The following is a 16182-nucleotide window of genomic DNA, read 5'->3' on the forward strand; positions in this document are numbered from 1 at the left end:
ATGGTGCTGACCTGGCGGGCCGTCGTCCTGGCGGCCCTCGGCGCGGTGCCGGTGGCGCTCTGGCCGGTGCCCGGCGTCGTGCTGGTCTGGGCGCTGGTCGTCGTGGGGGTGTGCTGCCTCGACGTCGCGCTCGCCGCCTCCCCGCGACAGGTCGCCCTGCAGCGCTCCGTACCCACCGCCGTGCGGCTGGGCACCCCGGTCGACTCCCGGCTCGTGGTCACCAACGCCGCCCGTCGCCGGCTGCGCGCCGTCGTCCGGGACGCCTGGCCGCCGTCGCTGGCCGCGGAGGCCCACGACGCCGGTCGCCGTGCGCACGACGACCCGGCGGCCCCGGTCCGCGCGGCCCGGCACACCGTCGACCTGGCCCCCGGGGACGCGGTGCGCCTGCGCACGCCGCTGCTGCCCACCCGCCGCGGTGACCGGTCGGCGGGACCGGTCACGGTGCGCACGCTCGGCCCGCTGCGCGTGGCCGGCCGCCAGGCGTCGATCCCCGTCGGCGGTCGCCTGCGCGTGCTGCCGGAGTTCACCGCGCGACGCCACCTGCCCAGCCGCCTGGCGCGGCTGCGCGAGATGGACGGCCGCGCCGCCGTCCAGGTACGCGGCGAGGGCACGGAGTTCGACTCGCTGCGCGAGTACGTCGTCGGCGACGACGTCCGCTCCATCGACTGGCGCGCCACGGCCCGGCGCGGCGACGTCGTCGTGCGCACCTGGCGTCCGGAGCGCGACCGGCGCGTCGTCGTCGTGCTGGACACCGGACGCACCTCCGCGGCGCGGATCGGCACGGTGGACGACGGCGCGGTCAACGTCGGCGGCACCCGGCTCGAGGCGAGCGTGGAGGCGGCGCTCCTGCTCGGCACGCTGGCCGACCGCGCCGGCGACCGCGTCCAGGTGCTGGCCTACGACCGGGCGGTGCGCGCCCGGGTCGCCGGCGCCTCCGGCCCGCGGCTCCTGCCCGCGATGGCCGACGCCCTCGCCGCCGTCGAGCCGGTGCTGCTGGAGACCGACTGGACGGGCCTGGTCGGGCAGGTCCGCGCCCGGGTCTCGCAGCGCTCGCTGGTCGTCCTGCTCACCTCGCTGGACCCCGCAGCCGTCGAGACGGGTCTGCTGCCCGTGATCGACGGGCTCGCCGAGACCCACCAGGTCGTGGTGGCCGCCGTCAGCGACGCCGAGGTGGCGGCGCTCGGGGCGGGCCGGGAGTCGGTCGAGGATGTCTACGACGCGGCGGCCGCCGCGCGGGGCGATCTGGACCGGTCCGCGGTGGCGGCGGTGCTGCGCCGCCACGGCGCCGAGGTGGTCGAGGCGCTGCCGGACGAGCTGGCGCCACGGCTGGCGGACACCTACCTCGCGCTCAAGGCCGCCGGTCGGCTCTGACTCCCTGCCACCCCGCTGTGGGCATGGAATCTGCAAGTGTTCTTCGACGGCCACCTGCAGATTTCATACCCACAGCGCTGGGTGAACGCTGGGTGCACGCTGATGAGCGCTGGCTGGGTCAGCCGGCGGTGGGCAGCACGGCACCGGCGCGGTCGGCGTCCAGGTCGCCGGTCTCCCCCGCGGCCGCGGCACGCCGGCCCAGCACGAGGGCGTAGGCGAGGAACGCGGCGAGGGCGAACGCGCCGATCACGATCTTGAGCCACCACGGCAGCGCCGAGCCGGTCACGAAGCCCTCGACCAGGCCGGACAGCGCCAGCGCACCCACCAGGCCGACGGCCACGGTCACCAGCGAGCGCCCCTCGGCGGCCAGCGCGGTGCCGCGCCGGCGCGGACCCGGGTCGACCCACGTCCAGAACAGCTTCAGACCGGCGGCCCCGGCGACGAAGATGCTGGTCAGCTCCAGCAGCCCGTGCGGGGCGATGAGCTGGCCGAAGAGCGCGAGCTCGCCGTGGGCGGCCATCATGCCGCCGGTGGCGCCGATCTGGACGGCGTTGTTGAGCAGGACGTACACGGGGAAGACCCCCGTGATGCCGGTGGCGATCATCTGGGCGGCGATCCAGGCGTTGTTGGTCCACACCATCGCCGCGAAGGACGCCTGCGGGTCGTAGTAGGAGGCGAACGCCTCGTCGACGTACTGCTGGCGCTCCGAGGGCGTGCCCATCGCGGCGAGCGCGTCGGGGTCGACGGCGACCCAGACCCCCGCCGTGACGGCCACGGCGAGGAAGGCGACCGTCACCCCGAGGATCCACCACCGGATGCGGTACAGGGCCGCGGGGACGGTGACGACGGTGAACCGGACCACGTCGGACCAGGCGGGCTCGTGCGCGCCGGTGATCTTGGTCCGCGCCCGGGCGAGCAGCTCGGAGAGCCGGGTGACGGTCGCCGGGTCCGGGGCCGTCGATCGCACCGTCGACAGGTGGGTGGCCACGGCCTGGTACAGGCGGACGATCTCGTCGGCCTCGGCACCGTCGAGCCGGCGCCGCTTCGTCAGCTCCGTCAGGCGGTCCCACTCCGGGCGGTGCACGGCGGTGAAGGCGTCCAGGTCCACGGCGGCTACCCTGCCACATGTGACGACGCACCGAACGGACGGAGGCACCGTGACCGACGGCATCCTCATCGGCGAAGGCGTGGTGCTGGACGCCCGTCCGGCCTCCTTCGCCTCGCGGTCGGCGGGCGCGCTGATCGACGTCGCCGTGACCGTCGCCGGGTTCGTCCTGGCGTTCTGGCTGTTCGCGGGCGTCCTGGTCTGGCAGACGGACGTCGTGGCCGGGACGCAGTGGGGGCGCGCCGCCCTGATCGCCGTCCTCGTCCTGCTGCTCGTCGTGCTGCCGACGACCGTCGAGACGCTCACGCGGGGGCGCTCGCTCGGCAAGCTCGCCGCGGGCCTGCGCGTGGTGCGCGACGACGGCGGCCCGGTCCGGGTGCGCCACGCCCTGGTGCGGGCGTTGGTGGGGGTCTTCGAGATCTGGCTGACGGCGGGGGCCGGCGCGGTCGTCACGTCGCTGGCGAACCCGCGCGGCAAGCGGCTGGGCGACGTCCTGGCGGGCACCTACGCGGTGCGGGTCCGCGGTGCGCGCGGCTGGGAGCAGCCGCTGATGATGTCCCCGGCCCTGGCGACCTGGGCGCGGACGGCCGACATCCGCCGGCTGCCGGACGGCCTGGCGCTGCGCACGCGGCAGGTACTCGACCGCGCACCACGGCTGGCTCCGGCGTCGCGGGCGCGTCTGACGGACGAGCTGGCCGCCCAGGTGGAGGCCTACGTGGCCCCCGGGCCGCCGTCGGGCACGCCCGCCGAGACGTTCCTGCACGCGGTGCTGCACGAGCGTCGCGACCGGGAGCTGGCCCGGGGCCGCAGCGAGCGCGAGCGCGCGCTGCGCCAGGCCGAGTCGCTGCACCGCCTGCCCTACGGGATCGCCGACCCGCGCGACTGAGTCCCGGCGCCCGGCCGGGCGGGGGTGCGCAGCGCCTCGACGCCGGCCCGCACGAACGCCGCGAGGTCGTCGTCGCCGTCGCTCGCGTCCCAGGCCTCCGCCGCCGCCGCGAGCATCGCGGCCACCGCGCGTCCGCGGACCCGCGCGGCGAAGGCGTCGGCCCCGCAGCCCCCTCGCTCGGCGGCCCCCAGGGCGTCGCCGAGCTCGGAGACGGCCTGCTCGAACACGGTGCGCAGCGCCGGGGTGGCCCGCAGCAGCCGCATCTTGCGCAGCCAGGCCTGCGCCGTCGGGCCCCCGCGGCGCCAGCCGTGCGCCGCCGGTCCCGCGAGCGCCGCCTCGACGGCGTCCACCGCCCCCACGACGGCAGCGTGGCGGAGCAGGTCCGCGAGGAAGGCGTCGTCCGCCTCGTCGTGGACGACGAGCATCTCCTTGGTGCCGAAGTGCCGGTAGACCGTGCGTTCGGCGACCTGGGCCGCGGCGGCCACCTGGGCCACGGACACGGCGTCGAAACCGTGCTGCTCGAAGAGGTCGAGAGCGACCTGCTGGACGTGCCGCATCGTCGACCGACGGCGCCGCTCGCGCAGATCCATGCTCCTCCCGTCTCGCAGACCGTAGACGACAAGAGTACAGTCACTGCCAACTGGCAGCGACTGACACTGGAGTACCGGCGTGCCCGACCCCATCATCGACGTCTCCGGCCTCGTCAAGACGTTCGGCTCGTTCCGTGCGCTCGACGGCTTCGACCTCCGCCTCGATCCCGGGGAGGTGCGCGGCTTCCTCGGCCCCAACGGCGCCGGCAAGACCACCACGATCCGCGTGCTGCTCGGGATGATGCGCGCCTCGGGCGGCCGCGTCCGGCTCTTCGGGCAGGACCCGTGGCGCCGGGCGGTCGCCCTGCACCGGCGGCTGACCTACGTCCCCGGCGACGTCGCGCTGTGGCCCGGGCTGACCGGCGGCCAGTGCCTCGACGTGCTCGGGGCGTCGGGCGCGCCGCTCGACCCGGCGCGCCGCGACGAGCTCGTCGAGCGCTTCGACCTGGACCCCACCAAGCGGGTGCGCGACTACTCCAAGGGCAACCGGCAGAAGGTCGCGCTGGTGGCCGCCCTCGCCGCGCGCGCCGACCTGCTCGTGCTCGACGAACCCACCTCCGGCCTCGACCCCCTCATGGAGGAGGTCTTCCGCGAGTGCGTCACGGAGCGGGCCGCCGACGGCGCGGCGGTGCTGCTGAGCAGCCACATCCTGTCCGAGGTCGAGGCGCTGTGCTCGACGGTGACGATCATCCGACGCGGGCGGGCCGTCCGGGCCGGCACGGTCGCCGAGCTGCGGGGCCTGGCCCGCACGACCGTGCACGCCGTCACCCCCGGCACCCCGCCGGACCTCGACGGCTTCGACCTGCACGACCTGTCGGTCACCCCCGTGGCCGACGGCGGCGCGGGCCACGACGTGACGTTTACCGTGGAGCCGGGCGACCTGGAGAAGGTGCTGCGGCCGCTCGTCGACGCCGGGCTGACGGGCCTGACCGTGCGCCCGCCGAGTCTCGACGAGCTCTTCCTGTCCGAGTACGACGGGGCACCGGCATGACGGCCCCGGGCACCGGCACGACGCGGCGCACCGGCGACGGGCTGACCGCGGTGCTGCGGCTGCAGCTGCGCACCGGGTGGAAGGCCCTGCTGGCCTGGGTGGCCGGACTGGTCGGGGTCTACGCCGCCACGGTCGCGGCCATCGACACGACCTACGGCACGCCGGAGCAGCTCGCGACGTACCAGGCGACCGTGGGCTCGGACCCGACGATGGCGGCGATCAACGGCACCCCCTACGGCGCCGACACGCTCGGCGGGGTGGTGGCCAACGAGTTCGGCTTCATCGCGGCGATCGCCGTGCCGCTCATGGGCCTGCTGCTCGTGACGCGCTCGACGCGGGCCGCCGAGGAGAACGGGCTGCTCGAGCTCCTGCGCTCGCGGGCGATCGGCTCCCGCGCACCGTGGAGCGCCGCGCTGGGCGTCACGGCCGGGGCCCTCGTGCTCGTCGGCCTGGGCATGGCCGGTTCCCTGCTGGCCTACGGCGTCGAGGCCGCCGACGCCGCGCTCTACGGAGCCTCGGTGACCGCGCTGGGCCTGGTGTTCGCGGGCGTCGCGACCCTGGCCGGCCAGCTCCTGCGCCGGGCCGCGGGGGTGGTGGCCGTCGGCATCGTGGTGCTGGGTGCCGCCTACGTCTTCCGCGCGATCGGGGACGTCGAGGACAACGGCTGGAAGTGGCTGTCCCCCCTGGCCTGGCAGCAGGAGACCCGCCCCTTCGCCGAGGACCCGCGCGTGTGGCCGCTGCTGCTGGCCCTCGGCGTGGCCGCGACGCTGAGCGGGCTCGGCCTGGCGCTCGTCGGCCGTCGCGACCTGGGCAGCGCCGTCGTGCCGAGCCGTCCCGGGCCCGCCCGGGCGGGCCGGTTCCTGGCGAGCGGCCCAGGGCAGGCCCTGCGCCAGCACGGTGCGACCCTGCTGGCCTGGGCCGTCGGCGCCGCGCTGGTCGGGGCCGTGTTCGGCGCGTTCACCGACGACATCGCCGACGTCGTGGCCGCCAACCCCGACCTGCAGGCCGCCTTCTCGGCGGGCGCCGCCGGCGACCCGACGAGCTGGTACCTGTCCTTCACGCTCGTGCTGGTGATGCTCATGGCCTTCGGCGCGGCCGCGCAGGTCGTGGCCCGGGTGCGCCGCGAGGAGACCGGCGGTCGCCTGGAGGCGGTGCTGGCACGGTCCGTGCGGCGCACGACCTGGCTCGGCACGCACGCCGCGGTCGCGGTGCTCGGCGGCGCGCTGGTCGCGCTGGCCGGCGGCGCCGGGCTGGCGGTGACCGCCTCGCGCGCCACCGGCGACACCGCCGGGGCGTTCACCGCCGCGGCGCAGTACCTGCCCGCGGTGGTCGCCGTCGTCGGCCTCGGGGTGGCGCTGCTCGGCCTGCTCCCCCGGGCCCTGGGGCTGCTCTGGGTGGCGATCGCCTACGTCGCGGTCGTCGAGATGCTCGGCGAGACGCTGAGCATGCCCGACGCCGCGCTCCAGGTCTCCCCGCTGCACGCGATCGGGCGGCTGCCGGCCGAGGACCCGTCCGGCACCGGGGTCCTGGTGGTCGGGGCCGTCGCGGTGGCGCTGCTCGGCGCCGGGCTGGCCGGCTTCCGCCACCGCGACGTGCCCCGCTGAGCCGTGCCCGCCCGGCAGGGCCGGGCGGGCAGGGCGCGGGCTCAGTACCGGTAGTGCTCCGGCTTGTACGGCCCCTCGACCGGGACGCCGAGGTACTCGGCCTGCTCGGTGCTGAGGTCGGTCAGGCGCACACCGAGGGCGTCCAGGTGCAGCCGGGCCACCTTCTCGTCGAGCACCTTGGGCAGCCGGTAGACCTGGCGGGCGTACTGCCGCTCCTCGGCCGGCCGGGCCATGTCGGCGAACAGCTCAAGCTGGCCGATGACCTGGTTCGCGAACGAGTTGGACATCACGAACGACGGGTGGCCGGTCGCGTTACCCAGGTTCAGCAGGCGCCCCTCGGACAGCACGATGATCGACCGCTCGGCGCGGTCGCCGTCGTCGTCGGCCGACAGCGTCCACTCGTGCACCTGCGGCTTGATCTCGGTCCTGACGACCCCCGGCACGGCCTCGAGGCCCGCCATGTCGATCTCGTTGTCGAAGTGGCCGATGTTGCCGACCACGGCCTTGTCCTTCATGGCCAGCATGTGCTCGACCCGGACGACGTCCTTGTTGCCGGTGGTGGTGATGAAGAAGTCCGCCTCGCCGACGACGTCCTCCAGGCGCGCGACCTGGAACCCGTCCATGGCGGCCTGCAGCGCGCAGATGGGGTCCACCTCGGAGACGATCACGCGGGCGCCCTGGCCGCGGAAGGCCTCCGCCGCGCCCTTGCCGACGTCGCCGTAGCCGGCCACGAACGCGACCTTGCCGCCGACGAGCACGTCGGTGGCCCGGTTGATGCCGTCGGGCAGGGAGTGCCGGATGCCGTACTTGTTGTCGAACTTCGACTTCGTGACGGAGTCGTTGACGTTGATCGCCGGGAACAGCAGCTCGCCGGACTCGGCCAGGTGGTACAGCCGGTGCACGCCGGTGGTCGTCTCCTCGGTGACGCCCCCGATCTGCTCGGCGATCCCGGTCCAGCGCAGCGGGTCGATCTCGAGGTCCCGGCGCAGGACGTCGCGCACGACGTTCATCTCGTGGGTGTGGTCCGGCTCGCCGGGCAGCGTGTTCGGCGGCACGGCGCCGACGCGCTCGTACTGCAGACCGAGGTGGACGAGCAGGGTCGCGTCCCCGCCGTCGTCCAGGATCAGGTTCGGGCCCTCCCCACCGGGCCACGCGAGGATCTGCTCGGTGCAGTCCCAGTACTCCACGAGGGTCTCGCCCTTCCAGGCGAAGACCGGCACGCCCTGCGGGTCGTCCGGCGTGCCGTGCGGGCCGACGACGACGGCGGCCGCGGCCTCGTCCTGGGTGCTGAAGATGTTGCAGCTCGCCCAGCGCACCTCGGCGCCGAGCGCAGTGAGCGTCTCGATGAGGACGGCGGTCTGCACGGTCATGTGCAGCGACCCGGCGATGCGCGCGCCGGCCAGCGGGCGGGTGTCGCCGTACTCGGCACGCAGCGCCATGAGGCCCGGCATCTCGTGCTCGGCGAGCCGGATCTGGTGCCGGCCCGCCTCGGCCAGGGCGAGCGAGCGGACCTTGTAGCGGCCCGGCGCCTCGTCGAAGCCGCCGGCCGGCCGGTCGGTCGTCGCGATCGTGTCAGTCATGGGTGCCCTCCTGGGACGTCGTGGGACTCGTGTCGCGCGCTGGGGGCTCCCGTCGGCGCTGGTCCCAGCGTAACGGCGGGACGGCGCCCGCCGGTGGTGGTCGACCGCGGCAGGCTTCGCGCAGCGTAGGATGAACGATCGGCGACCGGTGAGTGTCGCCGCGGCATCGACGCGAGGAACGGGGCATGAAGCGAGTCATCACCTACGGCACCTACGACCTGCTGCACTACGGGCACATCGAGCTGCTGCGTCGCGCCCGCGCCCTCGGCGACTACCTGATCGTGGCGCTGTCCACGGACGAGTTCAACGCGGGCAAGGGCAAGGCGTCCTACTTCTCCTTCGAGGAGCGCCGCCGCATGCTCGAGGCGATCCGGCACGTCGACCTCGTCATCCCCGAGCGCACCTGGGAGCAGAAGGCGGACGACATCCGGATGTACCACGTCGACACCTTCGTCATCGGCGACGACTGGACCGGCAAGTTCGACGACCTCAAGCCGCTGTGCGAGGTCGTCTACCTGGAGCGGACCCCGGAGATCTCCACGACGCAGATCAAGGCGGGCCTCGCCTCCAAGAGCTGACCGACCGCCGCGCAGGTCAAGCGCGAGATGTGGATCGTTACTCAACCGTGATCTAGAGTCCGAGGATGGGCTCGACGACGCACACGGCATCGCGCATGCACCTCCTCGACCTCCTGCGCTTCGGCGCGGCGATGGCCGTCGTGGTGTACCACTTCACCGCGACGCCGACGGCGAACCGCTACTGGGGCGCGGACGTCACGAGCCTGTTCGAGGGGATCAACCAGGTCACCCGCTACGGCTGGCTCGCCGTCGAGGCCTTCTTCGTGATCAGCGGCTTCGCGATCCTGTGGAGCGTCCAGGGCCGGACGCTCGCCCAGTTCACCGGCTCGCGCGTCGGCCGCCTCTACCCCGCCTTCTGGGCGTGCGTCGTCCTCACCGCGGTGCTGCAGGCCCTGTGGGACGACGGGCGGCACCTGACCGCCGTCGAGACCGTCGCGAACCTGACGATGGCGCCCGACCTGCTGGGTGCCGAACCCTCCCAGGTCGTCTACTGGACCCTGCTGGTCGAGCTCAAGTTCTACCTGCTCGTCGGCCTCGCGCTCGCCGTCGGCCCGCTGACCCGGGGACGGGCCGTCGCCCTGGCGCTGGGCTGGCCCGCCGCCGGCCTGGTCGCCCAGGGCCTCGGAGCGCCCGGACTGGCCGAGGCTCTCGCCGTCCGCCACGCCGTGTACTTCGGCATCGGCATGCTGCTCTTCGTGCTCTGGCAGGACCTGACCGGCCGCGGCGCCGCACCGGTCGCCGGACCCCGGTCGCCCTCCACCCGCGCGGTCGCGGCGGCGCTCGCCGTGCTCGTCGTGGCGGGCGCCGCCCGCGTGGTCCGGTCCGCCCAGCTGGCCCAGGAGCTGCAGGGCGTCCGGGTGGACCCGGCGGTCGCCGTCGGGGTGCTGCTGACCAGCATCGCCCTCGTCGCCCTCGCCACCCACCCGGGCGTCACGGTGCGGCAGCGCTGGGCCGCCGGTGCGTGCGTCACCGCGGGCGCCCTCACCTACCCCGTGTACCTGGTGCACACCCAGTTCGGCTGGGCCGTGACCCAGTGGCTCACCGGGGCCGGAGCGGGCCCCGGCGCGACGCTGGCGGCGGCGACGGCCGTCTCCCTGCTGCTGGCCGCCGCGATCCACCACGGCGTCGAACGGCCGTTCTCGCGCCCGATGCGGCGGGCCGTCACCGAGCGGCTGCAGCGCACGGCACCGGGCCCCGGCACGACCGGACCGGTCCGTCGACCCGCCCGGTCCGAGCTGCTCGGGCTCGGGGAGCACCACCGCGGGGCCGCCCTGCCGGCCGGGGCCCCGATGCCCGACCCCGTCCTGCGCTGACCCGCGGCACGACGAAGCGCCCGCCCCGGACGGACCGGGACGGGCGCTTCGGGTCGGCCGTGGGGCCGGACGTCAGAGGGAGGCTCAGCTCTCCGGCATCGGGATCACGTCGGGGTTCTCCTCGAGCCAGGCCTCGACACCGGCAGCCGGGTCGTCCGGGTTCTCGTTCACGACGAGGTCCTCGAGCGTGCCGAACTGCGTGTCGTCGAGCTGGATGCCACCGATGATCTCGGCGGCCTCCGGGTACTCGTCGGCGAAGCCGCTGGTGCCCAGGAAGTGCAGGCCCTCGGCCTCACCGAGCGCACCCTCCGGGTCCTCGAGCGTCTTGACCGGGTAGGCGGCGTTCGCCCAGAACGGCTGCCACAGCGTGACGAGGATGTCCTCCTCGTCCTCGGTGGCCTGCTCCAGCTCGGTGAGCATCGCCGTGGTGGAGGAGGTCTGCAGCTCGTAGCCCGCCTCGTCCAGGCCGTAGGTCGGGATGACCGAGTCCTGCACGGCCGCCGTCAGACCGGCGCCCGGCTCGATGCCCACGATGGTGCTGCCGAACAGGTCGGCGTTGTCGGCCAGCTCGGCGATCGAGTCGACCTCGGTGTACTCCGGCACCGCCATGGTGAGCTTGGCGTTGTCGTAGTACGTGCCGATGTCGTCGATCGAGTCGCCGTACTCCTCCATGTACTGCGCGTGCGTGACCTCGGGCCACGCGGACGGGTACATGTCGACGTCGCCCTCGGCGAGAGCGGTGTAGAGCAGGCCGGCCTCCTGGACGTCCTGGTGCTCGACCGTGTAGCCGGCCTCGGTGAGCAGGTTGTCCGCGAGGTAGGCCATGCTCAGACCGTCGGTCCAGGCCGGGAGGTAGCCGAGCGTGATGGTGCCCATGTCGCCGTCGGCCATCTCCTCGGTCGACTCGTCGGTGCCCTCGGCACCGGCGTCGTCCGAACCGCCGTCGTCCGTGCTGCAGGCGGCCAGGGTGAGGCCGAGCGCCGCGGCGGAGACGAGGGCCAGGCCCTGGCGGCGGCGAAGGTGCTTGCGATGAGTGCTCATGTGATGAGTTCCTTCCGTGTCGGGGGACGGTGCCCCGTGGTGGGACGGGTCCCGGGACAGTTGGTTCCGGACAGGTCGTGCCCTGCCCGGCAGGACGGTGGGTAGGTGCCGGCGGCGCCTCAGGCCGCGGCGGTCTCGGCCGCGAGCTTGCGGCTCTTGATGACCGCGAGGAGCGAGCGGCCCGTCGGCTGGCCGATGGCACCGGTGGTGCGGTCGAGGAAGATGGCCAGGATGACTACGGCGAGGCCGCCCTCGACACCCTGCGGGACGTCGAGCGTGGAGATCGACTGCACGACCTCACCACCGAGGCCGCCCGCGCCGACGATGCCGGCGACGACCGCCATCGACAGGGCCAGCATGATGACCTGGTTGACGCCGGCCATGATGGTCGGCAGGCCCAGCGGCAGCTGGATGCCTCGCAGGATCTGCCACGGCGTGCCGCCGAAGGCCTCGCCCGCCTCGACGGTCTCGCCGTCGACCTGACGGATGCCCAGCTCGGTGAGGCGGACGCCGGGCGGCAGCGCGAACACGATGGTCGCGCAGACACCGGGGACGACGCCGATACCGAAGAAGATGACCACCGGGACCAGGTAGACGAAGGCGGGCATCGTCTGCATGAAGTCCAGGATGGGGCGGACGAAGGCGCTGACCGCGTCGTTCCGGGCGGCGAGGATGCCGACAGGTACCGCGACGATCACCGCGACGACGGTGGCGACCAGCACCAGGCTGAGGGTCTCCATCGCGGGTTCCCACATCTCCATGCTGATGATCAGCAGCGTGCCGATCAGCGTGAAGACGGCGAAGCCCCACGACCGCACCAGGAGCGCGAGCAGCGTGAACAGCGCGGCCAGGACGAGCGGCGGCGGCAGCAGCAGCAGGTCCGTGATGCCGTCGATGAGGAACGACATCACGGCGGTGATGCCGTCCAGCAGCCACTCGAGGTTGTCGTTGATCCAGTCGATCCCGCTGTCGACGGCCTCACCGACCGGCACCTTGGGGATCAGAGTGTCGTCAGAGGTGGACATCGGGACCATCACTTCGCTCCTGCCGGGTCGAGAACGGGCTCACCGTCGGCAGGGCCCTCGCCCTGGCCGTCCGCGGCCACGTCGGGGCTGTCCATCGAGGGGCCGGACAGCGCGCTGAGCAGGGTCACCCGCGGGATGACACCTTCCAGGCGCCCCGACTCACCGACGACGGCGATCGGAGCCTTGCTCTCGGCCGCGTGGTGGAACAGCTCGGCCAGCGCCGCGTCGGGCGACACCCGTGGCACGGGCACGTGGCTGATCGGCAGCTTCTCGACACCGCGCCGCACCGCGTCGGCGACGTCGCTCTCGAGGACGGCGCCGGCGACCGTGCGGTCGCGCCCGACGACGAGCAGCGAGGACGTCTGGTGCTCGCGCATCAGCTTGTGGGCGGCCTTGGGACCCGAGTCCGGGCCCACCACGGCCACCGGGCGCTCCATGACCGCACCGGCGGTCAGCACGCGCGAGCGGTCGACGTCGGCCACGAACTGGGCGACGTAGTCGTTGGCCGGCTCGTTGAGGATCTCCTCGGAGGTGCCGACCTGCACCACGCGACCGTCGCGCATCATGGCGATGCGGTCACCGAGGCGCATCGCCTCGTTGAGGTCGTGGGTGATGAACAGGATGGTCTTGCCGAGCTCGGACTGCAGCTCCAGGAGCTGGTCCTGCATCTCCTTGCGGATCAGCGGGTCGAGCGCGCTGAACGCCTCGTCCATCAGCATGACGTCGGTGCCGGCGGCGAGCGCTCGGGCCAGCCCGACGCGCTGGCGCATACCGCCCGAGAGCTGGTCCGGCATGTAGCCGCCCCAGCCGCCCAGGCCCACCATGCCGAGGGCCTCCTCGGCGCGGGCCTCGCGCTCGGCCTTGTTCACCCCCCGCAGCTGCATGGGGTAGGCGGCGTTCTCCCCGACGGTGCGGTGCGGCAGCAGGGCGAAGTGCTGGAACACCATGGACACCTTGGTCCGGCGCACCTCGCGCAGGGCGTTCGCGGACAGGTGGGTGACGTCCTGTCCGTCGATGGTGATGACGCCGTCGGTCGGCTCGAGCAGACCGTTGACCATACGGATCAACGTCGACTTACCGGATCCGGACAGACCCATGACGACGAAGATCTCGCCGGGCTGGACGTCGAAGGTGGCATCGATGACCGCAGCCGTCAGCCCCTCCTTGCGGAGCTCGGCGCGGTCGGCGCCGTCCTTCAGCATGCGGACGCCGCGTTGCGGGCGGCGCCCGAAGATCTTTGTCAGGCCACTTGCCTCGATGGCTGGCACAATTCTCCCTGGTCAGGGGGCAGAAACTGGTCGTCGGACTCGGCTCAGGCCTGGCCCGTGCGGGCTGCGACCACCCGCCTCGACAGCCTGTCGGCCGCGAGTCGACACTCACGCACTACTTCTCACCATAGGCGATAGGCACATGTGGTCCACCGACCATCCCTGGGGCGACCGATGATCTTTATCACGATGTGTACCTTTTTGTTATCGACATGTGATCTGGCGGGGCGCAGCGAAGACAATTCGGAAACATGAGCGGTCTTCGACCCGTGAGGATGATCACGAGAACGAAACATGACGCGTCTCCGCAGGTAGCCGGCCGGGCCTAGGGTGGCGCCGTGCCCCGCGACCGTCTCCACCTCGGCCTCATGCTCGCCCTGACCTTCTCCACCGGGGTCGCCGACGCCGTCGGCTTCCTCGGCCTCGACCGGGTCTTCACCGGCAACATGACCGGCAACGTCGTCATCCTCGGTATGGGACTCGCCGGCGCCGACGACCTGCCGGTGGTCGGCCCGCTCCTGGCGTTCGTCACCTTCCTCGCCGGTGCCGCCGCCGGCGGGCTCGTGCTCCGCGCCGACGACGTCGGGTGGACCGGACGGACCACGGCGTGCTTCGGCGCGGTCGGTCTCGTCCTCGTCGCCCTCACCGTGCTGCTGGGGACCTCCGGCGGCGACCTGTCCCACGGCGTCCAGCTCGTCGTCACCGGCCTGCTGGCCGGCGCGATGGGCCTCCAGGCGGCCGCCGCCCGTCACCTGGCGGTCAAGGAGATCACCACGGTGGTGGTCACCAGCGCGATCACCGGACTGGCCATGGACTCGCGGCTGGTCGGCGGTCACGGCCGGCACGTCGGCCGCCGCGTCGCGGCGATCCTCCTGCTCGGGGCCGGGGCCGGCGTCGGCGCGGCACTGCTGCAGATCCACCTGGCCTGGGGCGTCGCCCTCAGCGCGGCCGTCGCGCTGACCGTGACCGCCGTCGGCCACCTCCGCGGACGGGAGACCGCATGACCTTCACCCCAGCGCCCGCACCGACCACCCGCCCCGACCTGCAGGGCTCGTTCGGCATGGCCGCCTCCACCCACTGGTCGGCCACCGGCAGCGCGCAGTCGGTGCTGGAGCGCGGCGGCAACGCGTTCGACGCCGCCTGCGCCGCGGCGTTCGTGCTGCACGTCGTCGAGCCGCACCTCAACGGCCCGGGCGGCGACCTGGTCGGCCTGTTCGCGACCGCCGACGCACCGGGCCAGCCCCAGGTGCTCAGGGGCCAGGGACCGGCGCCGGCCGCGGCCACGATCGCGCACTACCGCGACACCGAGGGCCTCGACCTGGTGCCCGGTTCCGGTGCCCTGGCCGCCGCCGTGCCGGCCGCCGTCGACGCCTGGCTCGTCCTGCTGCGCGACCACGGGACCTGGACCGTGCGCGACGTGCTGACCTACGCCGTCGGGTACGCCCGCGACGGGCACCCGGTGCTGCCGGCCGTCGCCGCGACGATCGGACGCGTGGCCGACCTCTTCGCCGAGCACTGGCCGACGTCCGCCGCGCGGTGGATGCCGCACGGCCGGCCGCCACGGCCCGGCGAGACGGTGACCAACCCGGCCTACGCCGCCGTCCTGGACCGGCTCGGCGACGCCGCCGACGCCGCACCCTCGCGCACCGCCGGGGTGGAGGCCGCGCGCACCGCCTGGCGAGAGATCGTCGGGCCCGCCGCGGAGGAGTTCGTCGCCACGCCGCACCGGCACTCGGACGGCCGCGACCACGCGGGCGTGCTGACCGCCGCCGACCTGGCCGGCACGGGCGCGGGCTACGAGGAGCCGGCGACGATCTCGTTCCGGGACCGCACGGTCGTCAAGCCCGGTGCGTGGACCCAGGGCCCCGTGCTGCTGCAGTCCCTGCGCCTCCTCGACGGGTTCGAGGACGACCGGCTGGACGTGGCCACCGAGCTCGGCGCCCACACAGTGCTCGAGACGCTCAAGCTCGCGCTCGCCGACCGGGACGTCTGGTACGGCGACACCGACGTGCCGCTCGACCACCTCCTGTCCGCGGAGTACGCCGCGCAGCGCCGGGACCTGATCGGGGACAGGGCCTCGCACGAGCTGCGGCCCGGCAGCGTGCCCGGCCGGACCGCTCCCCCGCTGCCCCCGCTGCGCACGACCGGGGCCGCGTCGTCGGGCACCGGGGAGCCCACCGTCCAGGTGAGCGGCACGACGCGGGGCGACACGTGCCACGTGGACGTCGTCGACCGGTGGGGCAACATGGTCAGCGTGACGCCGTCCGGCGGGTGGCTGCAGTCCTCGCCGGAGATCCCCGCACTGGGGTTCTGCCTCGGCACGCGGCTGCAGATGACCTGGTTGGACGAGTCCTCCCCGTCCCGGCTGGCGCCCGGGGTCCGTCCCCGGACCACGCTGTCGCCCACGCTCGTGCTCGCCGACGGCTTCCCCGTGATGGCCTGCGGCACGCCCGGCGGCGACCAGCAGGACCAGTGGCAGCTGCCCTTCCTGCTGCGCACGCTGGTCGGCGGGTACACGCCGCAGCAGGCGATCGACGCGCCGACCCTGCACACGACGTCGATGGCCGACTCGTTCTGGCCCCGCACCTGGACGCCTGGCGGCGCCGTCGCGGAGTCCCGGCTCGGTACGGACGTGCTCGACGGGCTGGTACGGCGCGGCCACGCGCTGACCGAGGCCGGGCCGTGGTCGCTCGGCCGGCTGTCGGCGGTGACCCGGGACCCGGCGACCGGTCTGCTCGGGGCCGCGGCCAACCCGCGCGGGGCCCAGGGGTACGCGGCCGGGCGGTGACGGCGGGGCGAGTTCTCCGCCGCCGGGCAGGGCCGGATACCA

At 73.9% G+C, this 16182-nt stretch carries 14 protein-coding genes; 8 read left to right on the forward strand and 6 right to left on the reverse strand.

Annotated features, from left to right (window positions below; translation table 11 throughout):
• The gene (locus PO879_RS11975; RefSeq protein WP_278235117.1) at nucleotides 1-1371 is read left to right on the forward strand and encodes a DUF58 domain-containing protein; all 1371 of its coding nucleotides are present in this window, start codon (nucleotides 1-3) and stop codon (nucleotides 1369-1371) included.
• A gap of 118 nt (nucleotides 1372-1489) precedes the next feature.
• On the opposite strand, the gene PO879_RS11980 is transcribed toward PO879_RS11975, so the two are convergent.
• Nucleotides 1490-2479, reverse strand: coding sequence for a stage II sporulation protein M (locus PO879_RS11980; RefSeq protein ID WP_278235118.1), 990 nt, complete (start codon nucleotides 2477-2479; stop codon nucleotides 1490-1492).
• A gap of 49 nt (nucleotides 2480-2528) precedes the next feature.
• On the opposite strand from PO879_RS11980, the gene PO879_RS11985 reads away from it, so the two are divergent.
• On the forward strand, nucleotides 2529-3362 hold the full coding sequence (locus tag PO879_RS11985; RefSeq protein ID WP_278235119.1) for an RDD family protein: 834 nt from the start codon (nucleotides 2529-2531) through the stop codon (nucleotides 3360-3362).
• Here the strand turns inward: PO879_RS11985 and PO879_RS11990 are convergent.
• On the reverse strand, nucleotides 3335-3952 hold the full coding sequence (locus PO879_RS11990) for a TetR family transcriptional regulator (RefSeq protein WP_278235120.1): 618 nt from the start codon (nucleotides 3950-3952) through the stop codon (nucleotides 3335-3337). The genes PO879_RS11985 and PO879_RS11990 overlap by 28 nt on opposite strands.
• A gap of 79 nt (nucleotides 3953-4031) precedes the next feature.
• On the opposite strand from PO879_RS11990, the gene PO879_RS11995 reads away from it, so the two are divergent.
• Together PO879_RS11995 and PO879_RS12000 are read left to right on the forward strand one after the other, a co-directional pair.
• Nucleotides 4032-4943: an ABC transporter ATP-binding protein gene (locus PO879_RS11995; RefSeq protein ID WP_278235121.1), complete on the forward strand. Its 912-nt coding sequence runs from the start codon at nucleotides 4032-4034 to the stop codon at nucleotides 4941-4943.
• Nucleotides 4940-6547 (forward strand): hypothetical protein, encoded by a 1608-nt coding sequence (locus PO879_RS12000; RefSeq protein WP_278235122.1) that lies wholly within the window; start codon nucleotides 4940-4942, stop codon nucleotides 6545-6547. Before PO879_RS11995 ends, PO879_RS12000 begins: the two co-directional genes overlap by 4 nt.
• A gap of 41 nt (nucleotides 6548-6588) precedes the next feature.
• Here the strand turns inward: PO879_RS12000 and ahcY are convergent, their stop codons facing one another.
• Nucleotides 6589-8127 carry an adenosylhomocysteinase gene (gene ahcY / locus PO879_RS12005; RefSeq protein ID WP_278235123.1) on the reverse strand — a complete coding sequence of 513 codons (1539 nt, stop codon included), beginning with the start codon at nucleotides 8125-8127 and terminating at the stop codon, nucleotides 6589-6591.
• Between the two features lie 185 nt (nucleotides 8128-8312).
• Here ahcY and tagD point away from each other — a divergent pair, with 185 nt between their 5' ends.
• Nucleotides 8313-8705 carry a glycerol-3-phosphate cytidylyltransferase gene (gene tagD, locus PO879_RS12010; protein WP_278235124.1) on the forward strand — a complete coding sequence of 131 codons (393 nt, stop codon included), beginning with the start codon at nucleotides 8313-8315 and terminating at the stop codon, nucleotides 8703-8705.
• A gap of 65 nt (nucleotides 8706-8770) precedes the next feature.
• The gene (locus PO879_RS12015) at nucleotides 8771-10018 is read left to right on the forward strand and encodes an acyltransferase (RefSeq protein WP_278235125.1); all 1248 of its coding nucleotides are present in this window, start codon (nucleotides 8771-8773) and stop codon (nucleotides 10016-10018) included.
• 84 nt (nucleotides 10019-10102) lie between these two features.
• Here PO879_RS12015 and PO879_RS12020 read toward each other — a convergent pair whose 3' ends face one another.
• The 3 genes from PO879_RS12020 to PO879_RS12030 all read right to left on the reverse strand — a co-directional run bounded on the left by PO879_RS12020 (nucleotide 10103) and on the right by PO879_RS12030 (nucleotide 13286).
• Nucleotides 10103-11059 carry a glycine betaine ABC transporter substrate-binding protein gene (locus tag PO879_RS12020; RefSeq protein WP_278235126.1) on the reverse strand — a complete coding sequence of 319 codons (957 nt, stop codon included), beginning with the start codon at nucleotides 11057-11059 and terminating at the stop codon, nucleotides 10103-10105.
• Nucleotides 11060-11178: 119 nt separating this feature from the next.
• A complete protein-coding gene (locus PO879_RS12025; protein ID WP_278235127.1) occupies nucleotides 11179-12084 on the reverse strand; it encodes an ABC transporter permease subunit in 906 nt (301 codons plus the stop codon).
• Between the two features lie 8 nt (nucleotides 12085-12092).
• Nucleotides 12093-13286, reverse strand: coding sequence for a betaine/proline/choline family ABC transporter ATP-binding protein (locus PO879_RS12030; protein ID WP_347568599.1), 1194 nt, complete (start codon nucleotides 13284-13286; stop codon nucleotides 12093-12095).
• Between the two features lie 404 nt (nucleotides 13287-13690).
• Between PO879_RS12030 and PO879_RS12035 the strand changes: the two genes are divergently transcribed.
• Nucleotides 13691-14356 (forward strand): YoaK family protein, encoded by a 666-nt coding sequence (locus PO879_RS12035; protein WP_278235129.1) that lies wholly within the window; start codon nucleotides 13691-13693, stop codon nucleotides 14354-14356.
• Nucleotides 14353-16140, forward strand: a complete 1788-nt coding sequence (locus tag PO879_RS12040) for a gamma-glutamyltransferase (protein WP_278235130.1) — start codon at nucleotides 14353-14355, stop codon at nucleotides 16138-16140. The genes PO879_RS12035 and PO879_RS12040 overlap by 4 nt, the downstream gene beginning before the upstream one ends.
• Nucleotides 16141-16182: the final 42 nt, after the last annotated feature.

The organism is Isoptericola sp. AK164, assembly GCF_029643425.1.
GTDB lineage: Bacteria > Actinomycetota > Actinomycetes > Actinomycetales > Cellulomonadaceae > Isoptericola > Isoptericola haloaureus.

Excerpts from the sequence above, each read along its gene's own strand:
- PO879_RS11975 (WP_278235117.1), top strand. The coding sequence starts at position 1 with ATGGTGCTGACCTGGCGGGCCGTCGTCCTGGCGGCCCTCGGCGCGGTG.
- PO879_RS11990 (WP_278235120.1), bottom strand. The coding sequence starts at position 3,952 with ATGGATCTGCGCGAGCGGCGCCGTCGGTCGACGATGCGGCACGTCCAG.
- PO879_RS12000 (WP_278235122.1), top strand. The coding sequence starts at position 4,940 with ATGACGGCCCCGGGCACCGGCACGACGCGGCGCACCGGCGACGGGCTG.
- ahcY (WP_278235123.1), bottom strand. The coding sequence starts at position 8,127 with ATGACTGACACGATCGCGACGACCGACCGGCCGGCCGGCGGCTTCGAC.
- tagD (WP_278235124.1), top strand. The coding sequence starts at position 8,313 with ATGAAGCGAGTCATCACCTACGGCACCTACGACCTGCTGCACTACGGG.
- PO879_RS12015 (WP_278235125.1), top strand. The coding sequence starts at position 8,771 with ATGGGCTCGACGACGCACACGGCATCGCGCATGCACCTCCTCGACCTC.
- PO879_RS12020 (WP_278235126.1), bottom strand. The coding sequence starts at position 11,059 with ATGAGCACTCATCGCAAGCACCTTCGCCGCCGCCAGGGCCTGGCCCTC.
- PO879_RS12025 (WP_278235127.1), bottom strand. The coding sequence starts at position 12,084 with ATGTCCACCTCTGACGACACTCTGATCCCCAAGGTGCCGGTCGGTGAG.
- PO879_RS12030 (WP_347568599.1), bottom strand. The coding sequence starts at position 13,286 with ATGCTGAAGGACGGCGCCGACCGCGCCGAGCTCCGCAAGGAGGGGCTG.
- PO879_RS12040 (WP_278235130.1), top strand. The coding sequence starts at position 14,353 with ATGACCTTCACCCCAGCGCCCGCACCGACCACCCGCCCCGACCTGCAG.